Genomic DNA, 25,061 nt, shown 5'->3' with positions numbered 1-25,061 from the left:
ACGCTCGTACGTTGGCAAAGAGGCGCATTCTACTTTGGTCATATGACAGGTGGAACCATCTACTTTCAAAGCGCGTTCGGTGAAGACAACCCCATCAATGCTGGCTATCGTCGAACCATGACGTCCTTTTACCTGCCTTACCTCGCCCCTTGGAGCTGGTCGCAATTTCACCAGCATTTCGCCCTGCGCTTGCTACCCGGCGTGGAGGCGCTCGATTCCGAGTGCTACAGCCGCACCGTGCGGGCCGGCAACAGCGCTGGCTGGATCAGTGTTCGACCATTACCCGGACAAACTGTCCTCGAGCTGACGCTCAGCGATTCGCTACAAGAGCATGCGGCCCAGCTGGCGATCCGGGTTCGTAAGATGTTCGACCTCGACACCGATCCGGCGGTCATCGTGCGGCATTTCGCTGACGATCCGCTGATCGGGCCGTTGGTCACCGCTACCCCCGGATTGCGCTTGCCCTCTGCGTTCGACCCTTTCGAACAAGCCGTGCGAGCCATCGTCGGCCAGCAAGTCACGGTCAAGGCCGCGGTGACCATCACCCGGCGCCTGGTGGAACGGCTCGGCGAGGAATTGCCCCAGGTAGCCGTATGTGGAGCTGGTGCCACGCTCCGGTTGTTTCCCAGCCCGCAAGCCATAGCCAGCGCCCAGCTGGAGAATATCGGCATGCCCGGAAAACGCGTTGCGACCTTGCAGCGCCTGGCCGCAGCGGTGGCCGATGGTGCGCTCGAACTTCACATCGGGGACGGCGCGGACGAGCTGGTCAAGCGGCTCTGCGCGCTCCCTGGCATAGGCCCTTGGACGGCGGAATATATTGCACTTCGGGGATTCGGTGAGGCAGATGCCTTTCCGGTCGCAGACCTTGGCCTGCTTAAAGCCCCTTTATGGGGCAGCAGCGGCATCACGGCCAGGCAACTCCTGGCTCGTTCCCAGGCCTGGCGGCCCTGGCGGGCTTATGCCGCGGTGCATATCTGGCAAAACTACGGCAGCAGCACGGCGGTACCAAGGCAGAAGCAAGCCAAGCTGGTGGATACCTCACCATCAGCCGCGAGTCGTTAATCGGCAGACGAACAGCCGCCGGGCGCTGCCGCTTGAAAAGCTGGGTATCGATGCGTGCGGATCACAACCTGGCTTTGGCGAAATGGCCGGCCGCAACCAACCACATGATCAATCCCACGACCGGCAGCAGCGCGATGACCAGACTCCAGATGATCTTGCGTCCCACCTCGATACGACTGCGCCAGACCTGGAAGATCGCCAGCGCGTCAGCGACCAGCACGATCAGGGCCAGCAGCGTGCTCCAGCTCTCCACGTGTCAGGGCCTCAAGTTCCGGTCATCGGGGCGATTGCCGCGGGGCCCCATGATGCCCCAGATGATCAGCCCCAGGACCGGCAGGATGACGATCAACAACACCCACAGGGCCTTTTTGCCGGTGGTGCTATCGCTACGCAGTACGCTGACAATGGCCCAGATATCCAGTGCCAGGATAAGCAGGCCGAAAATACCGCCGAAGGCATCGGTCATGACAAGACTCCAATTACGGTGAGTTCGTAATTAGGATGCCTGGGCGGTTTGAGGGTTCAGGCGATCCGCTCAGTAGCCGGCCGGATCGATCGCTTCGAAGCTGTCGACCGCCACGTGCCCGGCCAGCTCGCCGCCCTCGCGAACCAGACCGCAGGTGTGCATACCCGCCTCTCGTGCGGCATCCAGCTCTTCCACCACGTCAGATAGGAACAGGATTTCATTGCCCGGAAGGCCTATAGCGGCAGCGATTCGCCCGTATGAATCGGCCTCGCGCTTGTGACCACTGCCGGTGTCGAAATAACCGGAGAACAACGGTGTCAGATCACCCACCTCGGCGCAGCCGAAAATCAGCTTCTGCGCCTGAATCGATCCTGAGGAATACACGTACAGCGCATATCCCTGCTCGTGCCAGCGGCGCAACGCCTGCACCGCATCCGGATAGACATGGCCCTTGAGCTGGCCGGCGCGATAGCCTTGGGCCCAGACCATGCCTTGCAGCGCTTTCAGCGGCGTCGCCTTGCGGTCGGCGGCAATCCACTCCAGCAGGATCTCGACGACACGCTCGATGCCCGCTTCCGGCTCACCACTCTCACGCCGTACCGCCTCTATCTGCTCCGCCACGGCGGGTTCTGCCGAATGATTGCGAACGAACGCTGGCAAATGCTCACGGGCATAAGGAAACAGCACGTCGAAGACGAAGCTCACCGCACTGGTAGTCCCTTCGATATCGGTGAGGATGGCTTTGATCGGCATCTTCAGTCCTCCAGCCGTGGGAAGCGGCCGGCGATATCTTCACCGGTGAATTGCGCAACCCAGCCCTCGGGATTGTTGAACAGGCGGATGGCAACGAAGTGCGGATTCTCCCCCATATCGAACCAGTGCCGGGTACCGGCTGGCACGGAGATCAGGTCGTTCTTTTCGCACAGCACGGCATATACTTTGTCCTCGATATGCAATGTGAAGAGCCCGCGGCCGGCGACGAAGAAGCGCACCTCGTCTTCGGCATGGCGGTGCTCTTCGAGGAACTTGGCTCGCAGTTCGGCCTTCTGCGGGTGATCGCTGTTCAGGCTGATCACATCGACGGTGACGTAGCCGCGCTCACTCATCAGCCGGTCGATCTGCGGACGATAGGCGGCAATCACCTCTTCGGAACTGGCACCGGCTCCAATCGGCGCGCTGGCTTCCCAGCGCTCGAGATGCACACCGACCTCGGCCAGTGTGGCGGCGATGTCGTCGACGTGAGTGAGAACCTTGAGTGGCTGCTCGGGAACACTGTCCTGATAAACGCTGAGGATGCTCATGGTGGTTGTCTCCGGCGGGAATGGCTGTCCCGGACTCGTCATCGGTTATTCGGACACGCGCTGCGTGCGACAAAAATAGGTGCAGGCTTACACCCGCTGCAGGGTGCGCATCTTTAATTCACATTCGAACAGAAACTCGAACGCCTCGATTTGCCGCAGTGCGTCGTTCATTTGTGCGCCCCAGGTATACAGGCCGTGCCCACGGATCAGATAACCGACGCAATCGGGGTGCTCGTCGAGCCAGGGTTGAACGCGTGAGGCGAGTCGATCGATGTCCTGGTCGTTGTCGAAAATCGGCACCAGAATCTGGGATTCGTGGGTCGCGATGCCGCTGAATGCCTTCTGCAGCTCGTAGTCGGCGAACACCAGCGAATCGCTCAGGCAAAGGCGCGAAAGCACGGTAGCGTTGACCGAGTGAGTGTGTAGCACGGCACCGATTTCCGGCTTCCAGCGATACAGCTGAGTGTGCAGCAGGGTCTCGGCCGATGGCTTCTTGCCCGCTTCCAGGCTGCGGCCCTCCATATCGACGGCCAGCAGGTCATCGACTGTCAATTGGCCTTTGTGCTTGCCGGAAACGGTCAGCAGCGCTTCGCTGCAGGTCAGACGCGCCGAATAGTTGCTGCTGGTTGCCGGCGACCAGCCGCGGCCATAGAGAAAACGGCCCGCGTCGATGATGGCCTGCGACAAGTGTTCACGAATAGCGGTCATGCCCGGTTCTCCTGCTTGGGGATGACAATGATAACGGCTGCGGCCAGTGCCGCCAGACTGGCGATAGCGAAGGTCCATAGCGGGCCGAGGCTGGCCCAGCTATAGCCGGAGTAAAGCGCACCCAGCGCCCCACCGACGCCGGCCAGCGTTGCATACAGCGCTTGCCCCTGCCCTTGCTGCCGGTGACCGAAGCTGCGTTGAACGAAATGGATCGCAGCTGCATGAAAGCTGCCAAACGTCGCCGCGTGCATCAGTTGCGCCACCAGCAGCACGCCCAGATAATCGGCCAGCGTGCCCAGCAACAGCCAGCGTATTGCCGCCAGCACGAAACTTGCCGCCAGAACCTGGCGCAACGAGAAGCGCGCCAACAAGTTGGCCATCACCAGGAAAATCAGAATCTCGGCAATTACACCCAGGGCCCACAACAGCCCGATGGTGCTTCGACCATATCCGAGCGCCTCGAGATGAATGGTGAAAAAGGTGTAATAAGGCCCATGGCTGACCTGCATCAGCCCCACACAGGTGAAGAACGCCAGCACACCCGGACGACAGAGCTGACGGACAAAGCCGCCCTGCCCGGCCAGCTCCGGTCGCTGCTCGGGCATGGCATTGGGTACCCACGCACTGCTGATGAGGATGCCGATCATTACCGCCATCACCGCCATGGGATAGATATCCAGGCTCAGCCGCTCGAACAACGCACCAAGCCCCACCACCGCAACGATGAAACCGACACTCCCCCACAGGCGGATCTGGCTGTAGCGGGACGCCTGCCCACGCAGGTGGGCCAGGGTGATGACTTCGAATTGCGGAAGCACGGCATGCCAGAAGAACGCATGCAGCGCCATCACCAACGCGAGCCAGGCGTAGCTCTTGCTGAAGAAGATCAGACCGAACGAGAGCAGCGTACAGAGCGCGCCGATGCGCACGATCGCCAGCCGTCGCCCCGTGACGTCACCAAGCCAGCCCCACAGATTCGGCGCCAGACAGCGCATCAGCATCGGGATGGCGACCAGTTCGCCAATACGCTCGGCGGCGAAGCCCAGGTGGTCGAAGTACAGTCCGAGAAAGGGCGCGGCTGAGCCGAGCAGCGCGAAGTAGAAAAAATAGAAGCCGGACAGGCGCCAGTACGGAAGAGCAGCAGTCATAAGCGAGAAGCCATGGGCTGAAAGCAAAGCAATTCGATACCGGAGCGAGCGCTTGGGTCATCGTCCAGCTTCAAAATTCCAGCTTCATGCTCAGATTTGCCCCAACACCGGCGTGCCCACTAGCACGTCGGCATTCTGCCCGCGGTGGCGTAACAGATGATCCAGCAACACGATGGCCATCATCGCTTCGGCGATTGGCGTGGCGCGGATACCGACACAGGGATCGTGTCGGCCTTTGGTAATGACTTGCACCGGATTGCCGTCGGTATCGATCGAGCGTCCCGGTGTGGTGATGCTTGACGTCGGCTTGAGCGCCAGATGCGCAACGATCGGCTGACCGGAAGAGATGCCGCCCAGCACGCCGCCGGCATTGTTCGACAGGAAACCTTCCGGGGTCATCTCGTCACGGTGCTCGGTCCCGCGCTGGGCGACACTGGCGAAACCGGCACCGATCTCCACGCCCTTGACGGCGTTGATGCTCATCAGGGCATGCGCCAGGTCGGCGTCCAGGCGATCGAAGATCGGCTCGCCAAGACCGGGCGGGACACCGTCGGCAACGACGCTGATCTTCGCACCGACCGAGTCCTGATCGCGTCGCAACTGGTCCATGTAGACTTCGAGTTCCGGCACTTTGTCCGGGTCGGGACTGAAGAAAGCGTTCTGCTCGACGCTGTCCCAGCTCTTGAATGGAATATCGATCGGTCCGAGCTGGCTCATGTAGCCGCGCACCTGGATACCCAGGGTCGCCAGGTACTTCTTGGCGATGGCACCGGCGGCGACGCGCATCGCCGTTTCGCGCGCCGAGCTGCGTCCACCGCCCCGGTAATCGCGCAGACCATACTTATGGTGATAGCTATAGTCGGCATGGGCAGGACGAAACTGGTCCTTGATGGCCGAGTAATCCTTGGACTTCTGGTCGGTGTTGCGAATCAGCAAGCCGATCGGGCAACCGGTGGTGCGCCCGTCGAACACCCCGGAGAGAATCTCCACCTCGTCCGCTTCCTGGCGCTGGGTGGTATGTCGGCTGGTGCCGGGCTTGCGTCGATCGAGGTCTCGCTGCAGATCCTCAACGGTCAGTTCCAACCCTGGAGGGCAACCGTCGACGATGGCGACCAGCGCCGGACCATGGCTTTCGCCAGCAGTGGTGACGGTGAACAGCTTGCCGTATGTGTTGCCGGACATGCAGGGCGCTCCGCGATCGACCTAAACAGGGGCCGGAAGTATACCCGAGCCGCTGCAGGTTTCACCGCCTCTCACGGCGGCGCATACTGCTGATCGGCGAACCAATCCGCTCGCCTCGTATCCAACCCGCTCCGCCGACGGTTGATTTCCTGCTCATGCGTTTCCTCTTATTGCTCACTTTCCTCGCCATGCTCACGCCCCATACCCAGGCCCAGACCCTGCTGCACCAGGCGATGACCCTGCATGTGTCCGATGGCAACCTGCATGGCAGCCTGCTCCTGCCGAAGACCGCCGAACCCTTGCCGGTTGCCCTGCTGATCGCCGGATCGGGCCCCACCGACCGCGACGGCAACAATCCCATGGGCCGTAACGATAGCCTCAAGCGATTGGCACAAGCGCTTGCCAGACGGGGTATGGCTAGCCTGCGCTATGACAAGCGCGGGGTTGGCCGGAGTCTGGCGGCGGCGCCAGACGAGCGTCAGTTGAGCGTGGATCGCTATGTCGCGGATGCGGTAGCCTGGACAAGATTGTTGAAGGCGGACCCGCGTTTCTCCAAGGTTGTGCTGATCGGCCACAGCGAGGGCGCATTGATTGCCAGCCTGGCGGAGCCTGTCGTGAAACCCGACGCATTGATCAGCATTGCAGGCAGCGGCGTGCCCATCGACCTGCTGTTACGCGAACAGCTACAGGGACGTCTGCCACCACCGCTACTGGCGACCGCGCAGTACCTGATCGACGAGATCAAGGCGGGACGCACGCACGAGCAGGTGCCGGAGGCACTGCAAGTCCTGTTCCGTCCGAGCGTACAGCCCTATCTGATCACCCTGTTCGATCAGGATCCAGCCGGGGCATTCGCCAGCACGACGGCGCCTGCGCTGATCATCCAGGGAACGCATGACATCCAGGTTGGACGCGACGATGCCTACGCCTTGCAGCGTGCCAGGGAAGACGCCGAGTTGGTGCTGATCCCAGGAATGAACCATGTCCTGCGCATCGTTCCGATGGAGCGCGACCGGCAGAGGGCATCCTACAACCAACCCGAACTGCCCATTGCACATGCCCTGCCTGAGCAGATCAGCCAATTCCTGCACAAACATAGCGTATTGCCACCATCCAGTTAGTCATCCGTCGGCCGATACGCTCCTTGCCTGCCGCAACGACTCGACCGCACAGGCCCAGGACGCCGACATGACCGATAGCTCACCAGCACCAACCGACAGTGAGGCCCAAACGCCCGCCGCACCGCAGCCGCATCCTTGGGCAACTCTTGCTCCGGATCGTTTTCGATTGCTGCGCCTGTCGCCATTGCCCACCGACAGAGATACCGGTACGCGGCCGCTGAGGTTCGTTGAGCTGGCCCAGATCGAGCGGCACACACAACAGCAAAGCCTGTTGCGGCTTTTCGTCCGATTGCCCGGTCAGATCCTCTCGAAGAAGCACAACGTTCTGGAAATCTGGGCGGATCATCGTGCCAAGGAGGTGCGCTTCGGCCCCGACTCCGGTCTGCACGTGGAGCCGGTCAACCGCGGCCTCGGACGCTTTCTCCTGGCGCAGGGAGCGCTCTGGGCGCAAAAGCGCTGGGCGCACTATCTGGTGGAAGGCGGTGCACTCCCGACGAAGGACATAACCGGCAACGACATGCGCCTACGACGCGACCATTGCCTGCTGAGCCAGGGTTTCGAAGTGCTGTATGCAGACCCTCAGCAACTCAAGGCAACCTACGGGGCCCCTCGGGTCAGCACGTTGCGCCCTGACTGGAACAACGACAAAGTACAGATCATCGAGCTGACGGACGCCGCGGCAATGCTCGAACAAGCCGATCGCAACCTGCTGGAGCAGGAAAGCACGATTCGCGACATGCAGGAACGTCTGAACAGATTCCGCCGCGAAGATGGCGGCCTCAGGTTCACCATCGCTTGCCTCATTGCATTCGCGCTTTTCCAGGCGGGACTGCTGATATGGATCGCGACCCGCTGACCGCACCGCCACCCAGTGTGAGGGCGCCTGCTTCTGCTATCCCTTGAGCCGCTCGCGAAACAGTGCCTGGTGCTCGCGGCACTGGTTCGCGGCGAGCAGAAACACGCCATGGCCACCGTCGGTGAATTCCAGCCAGGTGAAATCCACTTCGGGATAAAGCGCCGCTACATGCACCTGGCTGTTACCGACCTCCACGATCAGGGAGCCGGTTTCGGTGAGGTGATCCGCGGCCTCGGCCAGCATGCGCCGCACCAGATCCAGCCCATCCTCGCCGCAGGCCAGCCCCAACGCCGGCTCATGATGGTATTCCTCGGGCATGTCGGCAAAGTCTTCGGCATCGACGTAAGGCGGGTTGGATACGATCAGGTCGAAGCGCTGCTTCGGCAAGCCGTTGAATCCGTCGCTCTGCACCGTATAGACCCGGTCCTCCAGCCCATGCTGCTCGATGTTGCGGTTGGCCACTTCGAGCGCGTCGAAGGACAGGTCTGCCAACACCACCTCGGCATCGAGGAACTCATAGGCGCAGGCAATGCCGATACAACCGGAGCCAGCACAGAGATCGAGAATTCGCGCGGGGTTTTGCGCGAGCCAGGGCTCGAAGCGGCGCTGGATCAATTGCCCAATCGGTGAGCGTGGAATCAGTACACGCTCGTCGACGATGAATGGGAGCCCACAGAACCAGGCCTGTCCAAGCAGATAGGCGGTGGGCACACGCTGCTCGATCCGCCGGCGCAACAAACCCTGCAGATGCTCCCGCTCATCATCTTCAAGACGACAATCGAGATAGCTATCAGCCATTTCCCAAGGCAAATGCAGAGCGCCGAGCACCAGCTGACGAGCCTCGTCCCACGCGTTGTCCGTGCCGTGTCCGAAGAACAGTTGCTCGGCATGGAAGCGGCTGACCGCCCAGCGAATGTGGTCACGCAAGGTGCGCAAGCGGGAAAGCGAAGCGGTCACGAATCATCTCCTGTCAAAAGCACGGAAGTTTAGCCGATGGTCCCGAGAGTTTCTCAGCGTAATCTGGCGGCCGTAGTGGCTTATTGCCTGTCATCGCCGATTCAGATGGCGAATTCATTACCTTGGGCTGTTCACATATCGCTCAACTGGCGCCACAATCATGCCCCTCTCAAAACAAGGAGTCAGTCATGTCCAAGCCACAGACCATGCTTCAGCTCAGTGGCCGCAGTTATGCACCGGCGACTCTGGCTAACGCGACCCTTGTGGTCATTGACGTTCAGGAAGAATATCGGACAGGGACCCTCGCACTACCGAACCTGAACTCAGCGCTCGAGGAAATCAGCACTTTGTTGGCCACGGCCCGCGAGGCTGGCGCCCCCGTCGTGCATGTTCATCATCTCGGTATTCCAGGCGGGCTCTTTGATCCACAAGGGCTACGCGGTCAGATCATGCCGGAGGCGGCTCCGCTTCCCGGCGAAACCGTGATTGGCAAAACGCTACCCAATGCCTTTGCCGGCACCAAACTGCACGAACTGCTACAGCAGCATGGGCGACTGGACCTCATCGTCTGCGGTTTCATGACCCACTCCAGCGTGAGCACCACAGTCCGCGCGGCGAAAGACTATGGCTATCGCTGCACCCTGGTCGACAAGGCCTGCGCCACCCGTGATCTGCCGATGGGAGACGGTGCGATCGACGCGGCACAGGTGCATCGCATGGAAATGACCATCCTCGCGGACAACTTCGCCGTTTGCGTGACCGATGCTGGAGCACTGACTTAAGCCTTCGAGCCGCAAAGCGTTACCCGACATGATGAACCTGACCGGACAGTCCCGGTCATAGCCAGCTCTGACGAGGTAACCGGAATGAAACGAACCGATGGATTCGATGCACGCCGCCTCCGGCCTCGCCAACAGCGTAGCTGGGGCGCACGCCTCGGAGCAGCGCTCGGCCTGTTGCTGATCGTTTTCGGCTTGCTCATGACCGGCTCCGGCGCAATACCCCTGTTCAGCGACAACGAGGCACTAGCCAACTTGGCGCTGGATCGCGAAGCGGCCGTGACACTGATCATCCTCGGCCTGATCCTACTCATGCTCGGCATGTTCATCCGGCGCCGCGTTCGTCGACGCTTGAATGAACCCGGCGGTCTGAGCCTGTCCCCCAAACTGAAGAACAGGCGCTGATTGCGCAGCCGCATCGCCCGGACCCGCCTGCGCCGGAGAAGCGGTGATGACAAAAACTTTGGGGTAAAATCGCCCGCAAATGCGGAGGCCCCATGCAAGAAGATGATTTTTCTTTATTTAAGTCGGCGGTTCGCGGCGTCAAGCCGATCGAACACGACCGCGCGGACACCGGCAAACCACGCGGCAACAAAGCGCAGATGGCCACTCGGCGAGCTAATGCAGTGATCAGCGGCAGCGAAATCAGAATCGACGTGCTTTCCGACCAATTCGTCATCGATGTCGCCGCAGAGGATGAGCTCTACTGGGCGCGCGACGGTGTTCAGGACAGCCAGATGCGCAAGCTCAAGGCTGGTCAGATCCCCTTCGAAGGCAGCCTGGATCTGCATGGACTGAGCGTCGAGAAAGCCCGCGAGCTGCTCTGGGATTTTCTCGCCGAAGCGTGCAAGTTCGAGATCCGCTGCGTGCGGGTCACCCACGGCAAGGCGGCGCGAATCGACGGCAAGCGCCCCCTGATCAAGAGCCACGTCAACACTTGGCTACGCCAGCATCCCCAAGTGCTCGGCTTCACCTCATGTCTGCCAAGGCATGGCGGTACCGGCGCCGTTTATGTGATTCTCAAACGAACCATGCTCGAAGGACGCGACGAGTAAGCATAGCGTCAGGCTTCTCGATCCGCTCATTGGTGCCGCGTGCCGCTTGCAGCCCAGCGGCCGACCCCCTAACCTTCGCATTCGCGCTTTCTTGCACGCCTGACAGGTAGTCATATGTCCCTGGAAACACATTACACCGCGATCCTTGGCCAGCTGGGTGAGGACGTCAACCGCGAGGGCCTGCTCGATACGCCCAAGCGCGCAGCCAAAGCCATGCAGTACCTGTGCAAGGGCTATCAGCAGACACTCGAGGAAGTCACCAACGGTGCGCTGTTCAGCTCCGACAACAGCGAAATGGTTCTGGTGAAGAACATCGAACTGTACTCGTTGTGCGAGCACCATATGCTCCCGTTCATTGGCAAGGCTCACGTTGCCTATCTGCCCAACGGCAAGGTGCTCGGACTCTCGAAGGTCGCGCGCATCGTCGACATGTACGCTCGCCGACTGCAGATTCAGGAAAATCTCACGCGTGAAATCGCCGAAGCGATTCAAACGGTCACGGGCGCCTGGGGCGTGGCAGTCGTCATTGAGGCCCAGCACATGTGCATGATGATGCGTGGCGTCGAGAAGCAGAATTCTTCGATGGTCACCTCGGTCATGCTCGGCCAATTCCGCGAGAACGCGGCCACCCGCAGCGAGTTCCTCGGCCTGGTGAAGTAGTCCAGCTGGAGGCTCGCCAGCCTCCAGACCTCCTCTCGTCTTCTTTTATTCGTACATGCCCACATGCCGCGGATGGCTTGCAACGCGCTGCAGCCAGGCACAGATCGCAGGGTACCTGGCCAGCCAAAAGCCACCCTCTTCAGCCACGTGCGTATAGGCATATAGCGCTACATCCGCAATCGAGTAGCGATCGCCAACCAGAAACGGCGTGCGCTGCAGCTGCTGCTCCATGACATCCAGCGCTCGATAACCATCCAGTTGCTTGGCCGCATACTCATCGAGGCGATCATCGGGCAGGCCCAGATAAACCTTGATGAATCGCGCTACGGCGATAAACGGCTCATGACTGTACTGCTCGAAGAACTGCCACTGTAGAACCTGAGTGCGCAGACGCGGATCCGTGGGCAACAGCTCGGATCCATCCGCGAGGAAATTGAGGATCGCATTCGACTCCCACAAGCAGGTGCCGTCCTCTAACTCCAGTACGGGAATCTTGCCGTTGGGGTTCTTCTTCAGAAACGCTTCCTCGCGGCTCTCGCCACGAAGAATATCCACCGGTACCCACTCATAATCTCGACCGAGCAGATGCAGCATCAATCTCACTTTGTAGCAGTTGCCTGAACGATAATCGCCGTAAACCTTGTACATCTCCTCCCTCCTGGGCAACGCAAGCATCAATACCTTGATTAGGCCGCATCGGCTATCTCGCACCCGCGAATCACCTTCGCTAGCCGGCACACGCCTTCATCCAGCCGGTCCGGGGCAACATGGCTGAAATTCAACCTCAGATACCCCAGGTTTTGCTCGGGATCGATGAAGAATGGCTCGCCCGGCATGAATACCACATCCTGTTCGAGGGCAGGATTGAGCAGCGTTCGCGTATCCACAGGACATTTCAGCCGCAACCAGAAGAACAGACCGCCCTGCGGGATCTGCCAGTCGGCCAGGTCGCCAAAGTGCTCCGTTAGCGCGGCCTGCATTGCATCACGGCGCAGACGATAGAAGCGGCGTAGCTCCCTTAGGTGCGTACGATATTGCTCGCTTCCAAGCCACTGCAGCGCCTGCCACTGACCAATGCGGTTGGTGTGCAGGTCAGCCGACTGCTTGAGCCGCAGCAAGTAAGGGAAAAGATCGGGCGTTGCGATCAGGTAACCCACCCGCAGCCCTGGCAGCAAAGTCTTGGAGACCGTACCGGTGTATATCCAGCTTGCCTTGCGCATGCGGCTGACGATGGGCCTGGCGCTGCTTTCGTCGAAAACCAGTTCGCGATAAGGCTCATCCTCGATCAGGACTACATTGAACTCGTCGAGTAGAGCCGCAACCGCATCGCGTTTTTCTTCGCTGTAACGCACCGCGGAGGGGTTTTGAAAAGTCGGGATCAGGTAGGCGAACGCTGGCTTGTGCTGCTCCAGCCGTTGGCGCAACGCGACCAACGATGGACCGTCGGCCTCCTGCGGCACCGCCAGACAGTCGGCACCGAACAATTGAAAGATTTGAAGCGCCGCCAGATAGGTCGGGGCTTCGAGCAGCACCTCGGTGCCGACGTCGATGAACAGCTTTGATGCGAGATCCAACGTTTGCTGAGAACCACTGACGATAAGGACTTGGCTGGCGGAGCAATCGACACCGAGCTCGCGCGCTTCGGCGGCGATCGCTTCGCGTAACGCCGGCTCACCCTCGCTCATGCCGTACTGCCCCATGCTCGCCGGCATCTGCGCCCATTCGACCTTGGGCAACATCGACTCGGCAGGCAGCCCTCCGGCAAACGACATCACCTCGGGGCGCTGAGCAGCAGCAAGAATTTCACGGATCAGCGAGCTTTTCAGGCGGTCGACACGTTCGGAGAAAGCCATGGGGCACCAGATGCAGGAAGTAATAAAATAAGTCAAACTACTTGACCAAAATTACGCCTACGGTCGTGAATACGTCAATATGACTGACCTAAAAAAAAGCACGATTCAACGCCAAATCATGGAAAGTTTCTTTCTCGGCTATCAGGCTTTCACCACCAAGCCGGACGAAATGCTCGCACGCCGCGGGCTGTCCCGGGTGCACCACCGCATTCTGTTCTTCATCGCCAGCTACCCTGACCTCAGCGTCAAGGAGCTGCTCGGCTATCTGGGCGTAAGCAAGCAGGCACTGAACATTCCGCTGCGACAGCTTATCGAGATGCATTTGGTCGAAAGCAGAACCGCGGAGGAGGACAAACGCAAGCGCATGCTGCGCTTCACTGCCGAAGGGGCCAAGTTGGAACAGGCGCTCCGGCGGGAACAGGTGCGCCTGCTCGAGCGGACGTTCAAGCAAATGGGTGAAGAAGCGGTAGCCGGTTGGTTGGCGGTGAATCAGGCGCTAGCGGCCAGCACTGTTCGAGACTGAACCGCACAGCGCGCCCGGCTGGACGTACAACCAGTCGCCTCCGAACGCTTTAGCGGCAGGATGCAACGAAGCGAAGAGCTGATCGACACGAAAAGCGCCTACAAAAAAGGGCGACCGAAGTCGCCCTTTTTCAATGGATCACAGAACTAACTTAGTTCTGATTTTCCATTTGCGCGCGGATCAGATCACCGATGGTGGTCGGACCGGCAGCCGGCTCTACGTCCTGCTTGGTACGCAGCTCCTTCATCGCATCCTTCTCGTCCTCAACGTCTTTCGACTTGATGGACAGGCTGATGACGCGGCTCTTACGGTCGATGCTGATGATCTTGGCTTCGACTTCTTCACCTTCTTTCAGGACGTTGCGCGCATCTTCAACGCGGTCACGGCTGATTTCAGAGGCTTTCAGGGTCGCTTCGATATCGTTGCCCAGGTCGATGATGGCGCCTTTGGCGTCAACTTCTTTCACAGTACCGCGAACGATGCTGCCCTTGTCATTGACAGCGGCGTAGTTGGAGAACGGATCGTCTTCCAGCTGCTTGATGCCCAGGGAGATGCGCTCACGCTCCGGATCGACCGACAGGATGACGGTGTCCAGCTCGTCGCCCTTCTTGAAGCGACGCACGGCTTCTTCGCCAGCTTCGTTCCAAGAGATGTCGGACAGATGAACCAGACCGTCGATGCCGCCGTCCAGACCAATGAAGATACCGAAATCGGTGATCGACTTGATGGTGCCGGAGATGCGGTCGCCCTTGTTGAACTGGCCAGAGAAGTCTTCCCACGGGTTGGACTTGCACTGCTTGATGCCCAGGGAGATACGACGACGCTCTTCGTCGATGTCCAGAACCATGACTTCCACTTCGTCGCCGACCTGTACGACCTTCGACGGGTGAATGTTCTTGTTGGTCCAGTCCATTTCGGAAACGTGTACCAGGCCTTCGACACCCTCTTCCAGCTCGGCGAAGCAGCCGTAGTCGGTGAGGTTGGTAACGCGGGCCATGACACGGGTGTTTTCCGGGTAACGGGCCTTGATGGCAACCCATGGGTCTTCGCCCAGCTGCTTCAGACCCAGCGATACGCGGTTACGCTCGCGGTCGAACTTCAGCACCTTGACGTCGATCTCATCGCCAACATTGACGATTTCCGACGGATGCTTGATGCGCTTCCAGGCCATGTCGGTGATGTGCAGCAGGCCATCGACGCCGCCCAGATCGACGAATGCGCCGTAATCCGTGAGGTTCTTGACGATACCCTTGACCTGCTGGCCTTCCTGCAGCGATTCCAGCAGCGCTTCGCGCTCGGCGCTGTTCTCGGCTTCCAGGACGCTACGACGGGAAACGACAACGTTGTTGCGCTTCTGGTCGAGCTTGATGACCTTGAACTCGAGTTCCTTGCCTTCCAGGTGGGTGGTATCACGCACTGGACGAACATCAACCAGGGAACCTGGCAGGAACGCACGGATGCCGTTAACGTCGACAGTGAAGCCGCCCTTAACCTTACCGTTGATAACGCCCTTGACCACTTCCTCAGCTGCGAAAGCCGCTTCCAGAACAATCCAGCACTCTGCACGCTTGGCTTTTTCGCGGGACAGCTTGGTTTCGCCAAAGCCATCTTCAACCGCGTCCAGCGCAACGTGAACTTCGTCACCCACGCTGATGGTCAGCTCGCCCTGCTCGTTGTAGAACTGCTCGACCGGGATGACGCCCTCTGACTTCAGACCGGCATGGACAGTGACCCAGTCACCATCGATGTCGACCACGATGCCGGTGATGATCGCACCCGGCTGCATGTCGAGGGTTTTTAGGCTTTCTTCAAAAAGTTCTGCAAAGCTTTCGCTCATGTTTATTCCTGCTGTTTTCGGGCGAGGATCCGCCCAATCTCCACATCCCAGATAGAAGTGGGTTCATTCATATAAAAAAAGGCCTGCGGGACTAGATCTGGTCTCCCACATGCCTCCTTGTTAACAGCCCTGAACCTCAGGAACCGTCATGGCCGCCTCGCGGCGGCCGATCATCAGGCGAAATCGCGCTTGGCGACTTCGCTCAGAATCTGTCCTAACACCTGCTCGATGGAAAGATCCGTGGAATCCAGCTGTACCGCATCGTCTGCTGGCTTCAGCGGAGCCACTTCACGCTGGGTGTCGCGCTCATCGCGAACCCGTATCTCATCAAGAAGACTCGCGAGATTAACATCATCACCCTTGTCCTTCAACTGCAGGAAACGGCGACGAGCTCTTTCCTCCGCACTGGCAGTGAGAAATATCTTCAAGGGTGCGTCAGGAAAAACCACGGTCCCCATGTCTCGGCCATCCGCGACCAGCCCGGGCGGTTCGCGGAACGCCTTCTGGCGCTGCAACAGCGCCTCACGCACCACCGGTAATGCAGCGACCTGCGAGGCTCCGGCGCCGACCTGCTCGTTGCGAATCGCGAGGGTGACGTCTTCGCCCTCGAGAATGATCTGCATGCCGTGGCCGCTTTTGGCTGCACCGAACTGCACATCCAGGTGAGCTGCCAGCAGCTTGAGCGCCTCCTCGTTGGTCAGGTCGACACCATGATTACGGGCAGCAAAAGCCAGCAAACGGTAAAGCGCACCGGAATCGAGAAAGTTCCACCCCAGTTTCGCCGCCAACAACGCCGCAACCGTACCCTTGCCGGACCCGCTCGGGCCGTCGATGGTGATGACTGGGATCTGGCTGATCATGAATTACCCTCCACACCCACCCGCATTCCGGCCCGCTCGGCCAGCGCAAGGAAGTTCGGGAACGAAGTCGCCACGTTAGCGCAGTCATGAATGCGGATCGGTGCGCTGGCCCGAAGCGCAGCAACGCTGAAGGACATTGCTATCCGATGATCACCGTGCGCCCAGACTTCGCCACCCGCGATGGGGCCGCCGCCCTCAATGATAATCCCATCCGGCGTCGGTGTGGCCTTCACGCCCAGCGCCTGCAGACCATCGGCCATTACCTGAATACGGTCGGACTCCTTGACCCGCAACTCTTCGGCACCCCGCAAGGTGGTCCGACCCTCTGCGCAGGCGGCAGCTACGAACAGCACCGGGAATTCGTCAATCGCCAGCGGGACGAGACTTTCCGGAATGTCGATACCCTTGAGCTGCGCCGCACGCACACGGATATCGGCAACCGGCTCACCGCCCACTTCACGCAGATTGGTCAGCTCGATGCTGGCACCCATCAGCTTGAGAATATCGATAACGCCGGTACGCGTCGGGTTGATCCCGACATGTTCCAGGGTAATGTCCGAACCCGGCGCGATGCTGGCTGCCACCATGAAAAAGGCCGAGGAGGAAATATCGGCTGGCACCTCGATATGAGTCGAACGCAACGTATGACCCGATTCGACCGTAGCGGTATTGCCTTCTACCTGTACCGGATAACCGAAACCTCGCAACATCCGCTCGGTATGGTCCCGCGTCGGTGCTGGCTCGGTGACCGAGGTTTTTTCTGCCGCATACAAACCTGCCAGGAGCAGGCAGGATTTGACCTGAGCGCTGGCCATCGGCATTACGTACTGCATTCCGGAAAGTTTCTGGCCGCCACGGATGGTCACCGGTGGGCGCCCCTCGGCTGCGGTCTCGATCACCGCGCCCATTTCGCGCAGCGGCTTGGCCACACGATTCATTGGTCGCTTGGATAGCGAAGCGTCACCGGTCAGCGTGGTGTCGAACGACTGGGCGGCGAGCAAGCCGGACAGCAGACGCATTGAGGTCCCCGAATTGCCGAGGTAGATCGGGCCTGGCGGCGGCTTCAAACCATGCAGGCCAACGCCATGGACCGTCACGCGCCCCTGATTCGGCCCTTCGATGACCACGCCCATGTCGCGGAATGCCTGGATGGTTGCGAGGGCATCTTCACCCTCGAGAAACCCCTCTACCTCGGTGGTGCCTTCAGCAAGCGAGCCGAGCATGATCGAACGGTGGGATATGGATTTGTCGCCCGGCACACGCAGTTGACCGCTGAGGCTGCCGCCAGGGTTGGCAAGGAAGATCAGATCTTTGGAATGCATAACGTCCACATAGGCTCTGCGAGCCAGTATTTTGCTGAAATGTTCTCGGGCTGCCCTGGCGCGCGTAAACACGCCCAACAAGGTATGCCCGTCTCCTTCATCGACCGCAGCGCGCAGCGCATCGAGGTCGGCACGAAAATCGTCCAGCGTATGCAGCACCGCCTCACGATTGGCGAGAAAGATGTCATGCCACATCACCGGATCACTACCCGCTATTCGGGTGAAATCACGAAATCCACCCGCCGCGTAGCGGAATATTTCGAGATTCTCGTTGCGTTTCGCCAGCGAATCCACCAGCCCAAATGCCAGCAGGTGCGGCAGATGGCTGGTAGCCGCCAAAACTTCATCGTGATGTCGAACCTCCATGTGTTCGACATCAGCCCCCAGTGCACGCCACAGACTGTCGACAAGTTTCAGCGCAGCTGGATCGGTTTCCGCCACAGGTGTCAGGATCACCTTGTGACGTCGAAAAAGCGTGCTTTGGGCAGCCGTAACACCGCTCTGTTCCGAGCCGGCTATCGGATGGCCCGGCACGAAGCGCGGCGGCATCCGTCCGAACTGCTCGCGGGCACAGCGCACCACATTACCCTTGGCGCTGCCGACGTCGGTCAGCACTGCATCTCCGAGATCGAGCGCCGCAAGCTCCGTGAGTAGACGTTCCATTGCCAGGATCGGGACTGCGAGCTGAATGACGTCCGCCCCCTGGCAGGCATCAACGAGGTTGGCTGCACAGCGATCCACCACACCGAGCTCGACAGCCAACGCCCGGGAGCGGGGATCGAGATCGAAGCCAACCACTTCAGCGCAGTGGCCGGCTTCACGTAGCCCCTTGGCGAACGAGCCTCCGATCAGCCCCAACCCGATCACGACCAGACGCCGTACCTTTGGCGCATCGGAGAGCCGCTCGACATTTCGGCTCAACGTCCGAGCGCCTTGCGCAGGGCATCTAGAAAACGGGTATTTTCCGCTTCGGTGCCGATGGAAACCCGCAGAAATGTCGGCATTCCGTAGCTTGCAACCGGCCGCACGATGACGCCGTCGCGCAACAAAGCCTGGTTGATCGGCGCTGCATCGCGTCCGAAATCGACCGCGATGAAATTGCCTTTCGAGGGAATCCAGTCCAGCCCCAGCTGCCTGAAGCCCGCTTCGAGCTGGAGCATGCCAGCCGTGTTGCAAGCCCTGCTCTGGGCCAGATAGCGATCATCGTCGAGCGCGGCACAGGCGGCCGCAAGCGCCAGGCTGTTGACATTGAACGGCTGACGCACGCGATTGAGCACATCGGCGATCCGCGCCGAACAGATCGCATAGCCTACCCGCAGCGCCGCCAACCCAAAGGCCTTTGAGAAGGTTCGTGAAACCAGCAAGTTGGGATGCGAGGCCAAAAACGTCAATCCATCCGGCAGTTCACCGCCGTCGGCGTACTCGATATACGCCTCGTCCAGCACGACCAGAACGCGCTCGGGAACGCAGGCAAGAAAGCTACCCAACGCATCCGCGTCGAACCAGGTACCGGTGGGGTTGTTGGGGTTGGCGATGAATACGACACCTGTATTTTCGTCGATAGCCGCCAGCATGGCCTCGAGATCGTGTCCCCATTGACGGGCCGGAACAGCCTTCGCTCGTGCACCCACGGCCTGTGTAGCAATCGGATAGACCGCAAACGCATGTTCACTGAAGACCGCATTGAGGCCAGGCGCCAGATAGGCGCGCGCGACCAGCTCGAGAATGTCATTGGAACCGTTGCCGAGCGTCACCTGCTCGATGCCGACGCCATATCGCTCGGCCAGCTTTTGCTTCAGTACGAAGCCGTTGCCGTCGGGATAGCGGGTCAGCTCGCCGAGCTGCGCCTTGATCGCCTCGATGACCTTGGGGCTGGGGCCCAGCGGGTTTTCGTTGCTGGCCAGCTTGACGATCGTTGCAGGATCAAGATCGAGCTCGCGCGCCAGTTCGTCCACCGGCTTGCCCGGCACGTAAGGCGACAGCTTTTGTACACCTGGCTGAGCCAGGGCGAGGAAATCACAGGACATGTTCAGCTCCGCTGGAGCTGAAAGCCTGAGCCTGAACTCGAAACCTGAAGCACTCGGCGTTGCTCACGGCTTCCAGCTTTCGGCATCCGGCTTCCAGCTGCTTTTTAAAGTACCGCCTTCGGATAAGAGCCCAGCACCTTCAATGCCACCGCTTCGCGCCCGATCTTCTCCAGCACATCCTTGATCAGCGGATCCTGGTGATGACCGATGCAGTCAATGAAGAATACATAGGTCCATTTGCCGCTGCGTGAAGGGCGAGTTTCGATCCGCGTGAGATCGATGCCATTGGAATGGAACGGCATCAGCAGCTCATGCAGCGCACCCGGTTTGTTGCGCATGGAAACGATGATCGAAGTCTTGTCGTCGCCGGTGGGCGGCACTTCCTGGTTGCCAATGATCAGGAAACGCGTGGAGTTATCCGGGCGGTCCTCGATCTTCTCGGCAATCTTGCTCAAGCCGTAAAGCTGAGCGGCCATGTCCCCCGCGATCGCAGCGGAGTTCCACTCGCTCTTGACGCGCTTGGCGGCATCGGCATTGCTGGAAACCGCGACACGCTCGACGTTCGGATAATGCGCATCCAGCCATTTGCGGCACTGCGCCAGCGACTGGGCGTGCGAGTAGATGCGAGTGATGCGGTCGGTCTTGGTCGTCTCACCCACCAGCAGGTGATGATGGATTCGCAGCTCGACTTCACCGCAGATGACGATGTCATGCTCGAGGAAGCTGTCGAGGGTGTGGTTGACGGCGCCCTCGGTGGAGTTTTCCACCGGCACCACGCCGAAATTGACCGCACCGGCCACCACTTCACGAAAGACCTCGTCGATCGCCGCCATCGGTTTGCTGATCACCGAATGCCCGAAGTGCTTGAGCGCTGCCGCTTGCGAAAAGGTGCCTTCCGGGCCGAGATAAGCGACCCGCAGCGGCTGCTCCAGCGCCAGGCAGGACGACATGATTTCGCGAAAAAGGCGCGCCATCTCCTCGTTGTCCAGCGGTCCCTTGTTCAGCTCCATGATGTGCTTGAGCACCCAGGCTTCACGCTCGGGACGATAGAACACTGCCTCCTCGCCTTCGGCCAGGGAGGCAGTCTTGACCCGAGCCACGTCCTGAGCGCAGCGGGCACGCTCGCTGATCAGCTCGAGAATTTTCTCGTCGAGACTGTCGATGCGTACACGCAGCGCCTTCAGTCGGTCGGCATCGCTCATCAGCCGTGCTCCTTCTCGAACTCACGCATGTAGGCCACCAGCGCCTCGACGGCATCCAGGCCAACCGCGTTATAGATCGAAGCACGCATGCCGCCCACCGAGCGATGGCCTTTCAGGTTGAGCAGTCCACGGGCATCGGCACCGGCCAGGAAAACCTTGTCTAACTGCTCATCGGCCAGCCTGAACGGCACATTCATCCACGAGCGGGCATTCGTGGCGATCGGGTTGGAATAGAAATCACTGGCGTCGATAGCACCATAGAGCAGGTCTTTCTTGGCGCGATTGATCCGCTCCATCGCCTCGACACCGCCCTGCTCCTTCAGCCACTCGAACACCAGCCCAGAGAGGTACCAAGAGAAGGTTGCCGGCGTGTTGTACATGGAGCCGTTGTCGGCGGCGATCTTGTAATCGAGCATGGTCGGGCAGCTGGAACGCGCACGACCCAGCAAGTCCTCGCGAACGATGACCACCACCAACCCCGACGGGCCGATATTCTTCTGCGCGCCAGCGTAGATCAGACCGAATCGCGACACGTCCAGCGGACGCGAAAGGATGTCCGAAGACATGTCGACCACCAGCGGAGTGTCGCCAAGTTCCGGTATCCAGTCGAACTGCAGCCCACCGATGGTTTCGTTGCTGGCGTAGTGCACATAGGCCGCATCGGCGCGCAGATTCCACTCGTTCTGCCCGGGGATGGCGAAGTACTCGTAGGATCTGGCGCTGGCAGCCACATTGATATGCCCGAAGCGCTTGGCCTCTTCGATACTCTTGCGCGACCAGATGCCCGTATCGATGTAATCTGCAACGCCGTCTTCAGGTAGCAGATTCAGCGGGATCTCGGCGAACTGCTGGCTGGCACCGCCCTGGAGGAACAGCACCTTGTAATTCGACGGAATGCTCAGCAGGTCGCGCAGGTCCTGCTCGGCCTTTTCGGCAATCGCCGTGTATTCATCGCTGCGATGGCTCATTTCCATCACAGACAGGCCCCGCCCCTGCCAATCCAGGAGTTCGGCCTGGGCGCGCTGCAGCACGACCTCAGGGAGCGCGGCGGGACCTGCGCAGAAGTTAAAGGCGCGTTTGCTCATCTTCGTACTCTCAAAAACGGTCGATACCATGCTCGCTCCGCCCGTCGCCAAGGCGCTCAGGTACAGCGCTTGCAATCCCTTCACCCGCAGCGGGTTTCCGTTCGATACCGACATGCGAAGACCGAAGGCTTCGCATGTCGTCCGAATCAGTTTTCGTCGTCGGTAGGCACCACGTCCGGCGGTACGTCTCCGCCTCCGCCAAGCAGCTCGTCTTCGCTGGGCTCGGTGCTGACGACAGGCATTTCCTTGTCCAGCGCCTCGTCATCGAGAACCGCCTCGATGTCTTCCAGTACGTCTTCCTCGGAGGGCTCCTGAACCCTTTCGAGGCCAACCAGATGCTCGTTCTTGCCCAGTTTGATCAGCGTCACGCCCTGGGTATTACGGCCCAGCGACGACACCTCATCGACACGGGTACGCACCAGCGTGCCCTGGTCGGAAATCAGCATGATCTCCTCGCCCTGCTGCACCTGAACGGCGCCGACCAGCGGGCCGTTGCGCTCGTTGGTCACCATGGCGATTACGCCCTGACCACCACGACCGCGGCGCGGGAACTCATCGATCACAGTGCGCTTGCCGTAGCCGTTGAGGCTGGCGGTGAGAATTTGCGCATTAGGCTCAGGGATTAGCATGGAGATCAGACGCTGCCCTTCAGGCAGACGCATGCCTCGAACGCCACGAGCAGTACGGCCCATGGTGCGGACATGCTTCTCCTTGAAGCGAATCACCTTTCCGCCATCGGAGAACAGCATGACTTCACGCGCCCCGTCGGTAACCGCAGCAGCGATGAGGGTATCGCCCTCCTCCAGGCCGAGCGCGATCAGACCGACACTGCGCGGACGGCTGAACTGGGAAAGCGGAGTCTTCTTCACTGTGCCCTTGGCTGTCGCCATGAAGATGTAGGTGCCGGTCGGCTCGTCTATCGACTCGTCGGATTCTTCGCCGTCGAGCGACTCTTCCGCCTCATCGGCTTCGCTGATGATTTCCGCATCCTCGACATCGTCCTCGCCATTCAGCTGCTGCTGACGTGCAGCCTCAATGTCGACTTGGAGCATAGCGGTGATGTGCTCGCCTTCGGAAAGCGGCAGCAGGTTGACCAGCGGACGTCCGCGCGAGGTGCGCGAGGCTTCCGGAATCTCATAGGTCTTGAGCCAATAGACCTTGCCCTTGCTGGAAAACAGCAGCAGGGTCGTGTGGCTGTTGGCAACCAACAGATGCTCGACGTAATCCTCTTCCTTGACGCCGGTCGCCGCCTTGCCGCGTCCGCCGCGGCGCTGCGCCTGATAGGCGGCCAGCGGCTGGGACTTGGCATAGCCGCCGTGGGAAATGGTGACGACGCGCTCTTCCTCGGTGATCAGGTCGGCCAGGGTCAGATCCAGTCGCGCCTCGAGAATTTCGGTGCGACGCGCATCGCCGAAATCGCGCTTGACGCCTTCGAGCTCCTCGCGGATGACCTCCATCAGGCGCACGGGATCGGTAAGGATACGGATCAGCTCACCAATCTGGGTCAGGATCTCCTGATACTCGCTGAGCAGCTTCTCGTGCTCCAGCCCCGTCAGACGGTGCAGGCGCAGATCAAGAATGGCCTGAGCCTGTTCCGGCGACAGGTAGTACTTGCCATCACGCAGACCGTACTGCGGATCAAGCCCCTCTGGGCGGCAGGAGTCGGCACCAGCACGCTCGACCATCGACTCGACGGCGCTCGATTCCCAGGCCTCGGCAATCAACGCTTCCTTCGCCTCGGCCGGGGTCGGCGAGGCCTTGATCAGGGCGATCACCGGGTCGATGTTGGACAGCGCGACCGCCTGACCTTCGAGGATATGCCCACGCTCGCGCGCCTTGCGCAGCTCGTAGACGGTCCGGCGGGTGACCACTTCGCGGCGATGGCGAACGAAGGCCTCGAGCAGTTCCTTGAGGTTCAGCGTGCGCGGCTGGCCGTCGATCAGTGCCACCACGTTGATGCCGAACACGCTCTGCAGCTGGGTCTGGGCGTAGAGATTGTTGAGAATGACCTCAGGCACTTCACCGCGACGCAGCTCGATCACCACGCGCATGCCGTCTTTGTCGGACTCGTCGCGCAACTCGGTGATGCCTTCGAGCTTCTTCTCTTTAACCAGCTCGGCGATCTTCTCGATCAGACGCGCCTTGTTCAGCTGATAAGGCAGCTCGGTGATGACGATCTGCTGACGCCCACCGACCTTGTCGATGTCTTCGATGATCGAGCGCGCCCGCATGTAGATGCGTCCGCGACCGGTGCGGTAGGCCTCGACGATACCGGCGCGGCCGTTGATGATGCCGGCGGTGGGGAAGTCAGGACCCGGGATGAACTGCATCAGTTCGTCGATGGTGATGTCGGCGTTCTCGATCAGCGCTAGGCAGCCATCGATGACTTCGCCGAGGTTATGCGGCGGAATATTGGTCGCCATACCCACGGCGATACCGCTGGAACCGTTAACCAGCAGGTTCGGGATCTTGGTCGGCATGACCGCCGGAATCTGCTCGGTGCCGTCGTAGTTGGGCACCCAATCGACGGTTTCCTTGTCCAGATCGGCCAGCAGTTCGTGCGCCAGCTTGGCCATCCGCACTTCGGTGTAACGCATGGCGGCGGCATTATCGCCGTCCACCGAACCGAAGTTGCCTTGGCCATCGACCAGCATGTAGCGCAACGAGAAAGGCTGCGCCATCCGCACGATGGTGTCGTATACCGCCGAGTCGCCGTGAGGATGGTATTTACCGATCACATCACCGACCACACGGGCGGATTTCTTGTATGGCTTGTTCCAGTCGTTACCCAGTTCGCTCATGGCAAAAAGCACACGGCGATGTACGGGCTTCAATCCGTCGCGCGCATCCGGCAGCGCCCGTCCGACGATTACGCTCATGGCGTAGTCGAGATAGGACTGCTTGAGTTCGTCTTCGATATTGACCGGGAGGATTTCTTTGGCCAGTTCGCCCATGGAAGCCTGGTTCCTTGTAGTCAGCAGGGTCCTGCGATTAAGCGCGGGATGGTATCACAGCTGGCGAGCCAGAGGCTCCAGGATGCACACCCGAGAAGAGATC

At 60.3% G+C, this 25,061-nt stretch carries 25 protein-coding genes; 8 read left to right on the top strand and 17 right to left on the bottom strand.

Annotation, left to right across the window (positions count from 1 at the left end; translation table 11 throughout):
- Positions 1-117: 117 nt before the first annotated feature.
- Positions 118-1,062: a DNA-3-methyladenine glycosylase gene (locus MCB86_RS20510; protein WP_239612022.1), complete on the top strand. Its 945-nt coding sequence runs from the start codon at positions 118-120 to the stop codon at positions 1,060-1,062.
- Between the two features lie 61 nt (positions 1,063-1,123).
- On the opposite strand, the gene MCB86_RS20505 is transcribed toward MCB86_RS20510, so the two are convergent.
- The 7 genes from MCB86_RS20505 to aroC form a co-directional block, all read right to left on the bottom strand.
- Positions 1,124-1,315 carry a PLDc N-terminal domain-containing protein gene (locus MCB86_RS20505; protein ID WP_239612021.1) on the bottom strand — a complete coding sequence of 64 codons (192 nt, stop codon included), beginning with the start codon at positions 1,313-1,315 and terminating at the stop codon, positions 1,124-1,126.
- Positions 1,316-1,318: 3 nt separating this feature from the next.
- Positions 1,319-1,528: a PLD nuclease N-terminal domain-containing protein gene (locus MCB86_RS20500; protein ID WP_021207933.1), complete on the bottom strand. Its 210-nt coding sequence runs from the start codon at positions 1,526-1,528 to the stop codon at positions 1,319-1,321.
- Between the two features lie 69 nt (positions 1,529-1,597).
- Complete coding sequence (gene mtnC, locus MCB86_RS20495; RefSeq protein WP_045161449.1) at positions 1,598-2,281, bottom strand: acireductone synthase; 684 nt, start codon at positions 2,279-2,281, stop codon at positions 1,598-1,600.
- 2 nt (positions 2,282-2,283) lie between these two features.
- Positions 2,284-2,829: an acireductone dioxygenase gene (locus MCB86_RS20490; protein ID WP_045161448.1), complete on the bottom strand. Its 546-nt coding sequence runs from the start codon at positions 2,827-2,829 to the stop codon at positions 2,284-2,286.
- An 87-nt stretch (positions 2,830-2,916) separates the two neighbouring features.
- Complete coding sequence (locus tag MCB86_RS20485; protein WP_239612020.1) at positions 2,917-3,537, bottom strand: methylthioribulose 1-phosphate dehydratase; 621 nt, start codon at positions 3,535-3,537, stop codon at positions 2,917-2,919.
- A complete protein-coding gene (locus MCB86_RS20480; RefSeq protein WP_239612019.1) occupies positions 3,534-4,685 on the bottom strand; it encodes an MFS transporter in 1,152 nt (383 codons plus the stop codon). The genes MCB86_RS20485 and MCB86_RS20480 overlap by 4 nt, the downstream gene beginning before the upstream one ends.
- Before the next feature lie 90 nt (positions 4,686-4,775).
- Positions 4,776-5,867, bottom strand: coding sequence for a chorismate synthase (gene aroC / locus MCB86_RS20475; protein ID WP_239612018.1), 1,092 nt, complete (start codon positions 5,865-5,867; stop codon positions 4,776-4,778).
- Positions 5,868-6,022: 155 nt separating this feature from the next.
- Between aroC and MCB86_RS20470 the strand changes: the two genes are divergently transcribed.
- Positions 6,023-6,988 (top strand): alpha/beta fold hydrolase, encoded by a 966-nt coding sequence (locus MCB86_RS20470; RefSeq protein ID WP_045161441.1) that lies wholly within the window; start codon positions 6,023-6,025, stop codon positions 6,986-6,988.
- A gap of 67 nt (positions 6,989-7,055) precedes the next feature.
- Entirely contained in the window at positions 7,056-7,844 is a 789-nt protein-coding gene (locus tag MCB86_RS20465; RefSeq protein WP_045161440.1) for a hypothetical protein, read from the top strand.
- Between the two features lie 36 nt (positions 7,845-7,880).
- Here the strand turns inward: MCB86_RS20465 and prmB are convergent, their stop codons facing one another.
- On the bottom strand, positions 7,881-8,801 hold the full coding sequence (prmB, locus tag MCB86_RS20460) for a 50S ribosomal protein L3 N(5)-glutamine methyltransferase (RefSeq protein WP_239612017.1): 921 nt from the start codon (positions 8,799-8,801) through the stop codon (positions 7,881-7,883).
- 188 nt (positions 8,802-8,989) lie between these two features.
- Between prmB and MCB86_RS20455 the strand changes: the two genes are divergently transcribed.
- The 4 genes from MCB86_RS20455 to folE all read left to right on the top strand — a co-directional run bounded on the left by MCB86_RS20455 (position 8,990) and on the right by folE (position 11,295).
- Positions 8,990-9,583 (top strand): cysteine hydrolase family protein, encoded by a 594-nt coding sequence (locus tag MCB86_RS20455; RefSeq protein WP_045161438.1) that lies wholly within the window; start codon positions 8,990-8,992, stop codon positions 9,581-9,583.
- Between the two features lie 84 nt (positions 9,584-9,667).
- Complete coding sequence (locus MCB86_RS20450) at positions 9,668-9,985, top strand: hypothetical protein (protein WP_045161437.1); 318 nt, start codon at positions 9,668-9,670, stop codon at positions 9,983-9,985.
- A 92-nt stretch (positions 9,986-10,077) separates the two neighbouring features.
- Entirely contained in the window at positions 10,078-10,635 is a 558-nt protein-coding gene (locus tag MCB86_RS20445) for a Smr/MutS family protein (protein WP_239612016.1), read from the top strand.
- Positions 10,636-10,749: 114 nt separating this feature from the next.
- Positions 10,750-11,295: a GTP cyclohydrolase I FolE gene (gene folE, locus MCB86_RS20440; RefSeq protein WP_025241301.1), complete on the top strand. Its 546-nt coding sequence runs from the start codon at positions 10,750-10,752 to the stop codon at positions 11,293-11,295.
- A gap of 45 nt (positions 11,296-11,340) precedes the next feature.
- Here the strand turns inward: folE and MCB86_RS20435 are convergent, their stop codons facing one another.
- Both MCB86_RS20435 and MCB86_RS20430 read right to left on the bottom strand, forming a co-directional pair.
- Positions 11,341-11,943 carry a glutathione S-transferase family protein gene (locus MCB86_RS20435; RefSeq protein WP_045161434.1) on the bottom strand — a complete coding sequence of 201 codons (603 nt, stop codon included), beginning with the start codon at positions 11,941-11,943 and terminating at the stop codon, positions 11,341-11,343.
- 38 nt (positions 11,944-11,981) lie between these two features.
- Positions 11,982-13,148, bottom strand: coding sequence for a PLP-dependent aminotransferase family protein (locus MCB86_RS20430; protein ID WP_045161432.1), 1,167 nt, complete (start codon positions 13,146-13,148; stop codon positions 11,982-11,984).
- Positions 13,149-13,227: 79 nt separating this feature from the next.
- On the opposite strand from MCB86_RS20430, the gene MCB86_RS20425 reads away from it, so the two are divergent.
- Positions 13,228-13,671: a MarR family transcriptional regulator gene (locus MCB86_RS20425; protein ID WP_239612015.1), complete on the top strand. Its 444-nt coding sequence runs from the start codon at positions 13,228-13,230 to the stop codon at positions 13,669-13,671.
- Between the two features lie 151 nt (positions 13,672-13,822).
- Here the strand turns inward: MCB86_RS20425 and rpsA are convergent, their stop codons facing one another.
- The 7 genes from rpsA to gyrA all read right to left on the bottom strand — a co-directional run bounded on the left by rpsA (position 13,823) and on the right by gyrA (position 24,958).
- On the bottom strand, positions 13,823-15,508 hold the full coding sequence (gene rpsA, locus MCB86_RS20420; protein ID WP_019339331.1) for a 30S ribosomal protein S1: 1,686 nt from the start codon (positions 15,506-15,508) through the stop codon (positions 13,823-13,825).
- Between the two features lie 173 nt (positions 15,509-15,681).
- Entirely contained in the window at positions 15,682-16,368 is a 687-nt protein-coding gene (cmk, locus tag MCB86_RS20415) for a (d)CMP kinase (protein ID WP_045161430.1), read from the bottom strand.
- On the bottom strand, positions 16,365-18,611 hold the full coding sequence (locus MCB86_RS20410; RefSeq protein WP_239612014.1) for a bifunctional prephenate dehydrogenase/3-phosphoshikimate 1-carboxyvinyltransferase: 2,247 nt from the start codon (positions 18,609-18,611) through the stop codon (positions 16,365-16,367). The genes cmk and MCB86_RS20410 overlap by 4 nt, the downstream gene beginning before the upstream one ends.
- Positions 18,608-19,717 (bottom strand): histidinol-phosphate transaminase, encoded by a 1,110-nt coding sequence (gene hisC / locus MCB86_RS20405; protein WP_239612013.1) that lies wholly within the window; start codon positions 19,715-19,717, stop codon positions 18,608-18,610. The genes MCB86_RS20410 and hisC overlap by 4 nt, the downstream gene beginning before the upstream one ends.
- Before the next feature lie 104 nt (positions 19,718-19,821).
- Positions 19,822-20,919 (bottom strand): prephenate dehydratase, encoded by a 1,098-nt coding sequence (pheA, locus tag MCB86_RS20400; RefSeq protein ID WP_045161427.1) that lies wholly within the window; start codon positions 20,917-20,919, stop codon positions 19,822-19,824.
- The gene (gene serC, locus MCB86_RS20395; RefSeq protein WP_239612012.1) at positions 20,919-22,004 is read right to left on the bottom strand and encodes a 3-phosphoserine/phosphohydroxythreonine transaminase; all 1,086 of its coding nucleotides are present in this window, start codon (positions 22,002-22,004) and stop codon (positions 20,919-20,921) included. Before serC ends, pheA begins: the two co-directional genes overlap by 1 nt.
- Before the next feature lie 146 nt (positions 22,005-22,150).
- Positions 22,151-24,958 (bottom strand): DNA gyrase subunit A, encoded by a 2,808-nt coding sequence (gene gyrA / locus MCB86_RS20390; protein WP_239612011.1) that lies wholly within the window; start codon positions 24,956-24,958, stop codon positions 22,151-22,153.
- Positions 24,959-25,061: the final 103 nt, after the last annotated feature.

The organism is Pseudomonas sp. KSR10 (genome assembly GCF_022355455.1).
GTDB classification, from domain to species: domain Bacteria; phylum Pseudomonadota; class Gammaproteobacteria; order Pseudomonadales; family Pseudomonadaceae; genus Stutzerimonas; species Stutzerimonas stutzeri_E.
This window is presented reverse-complemented; position numbering and strand designations above follow the sequence as displayed.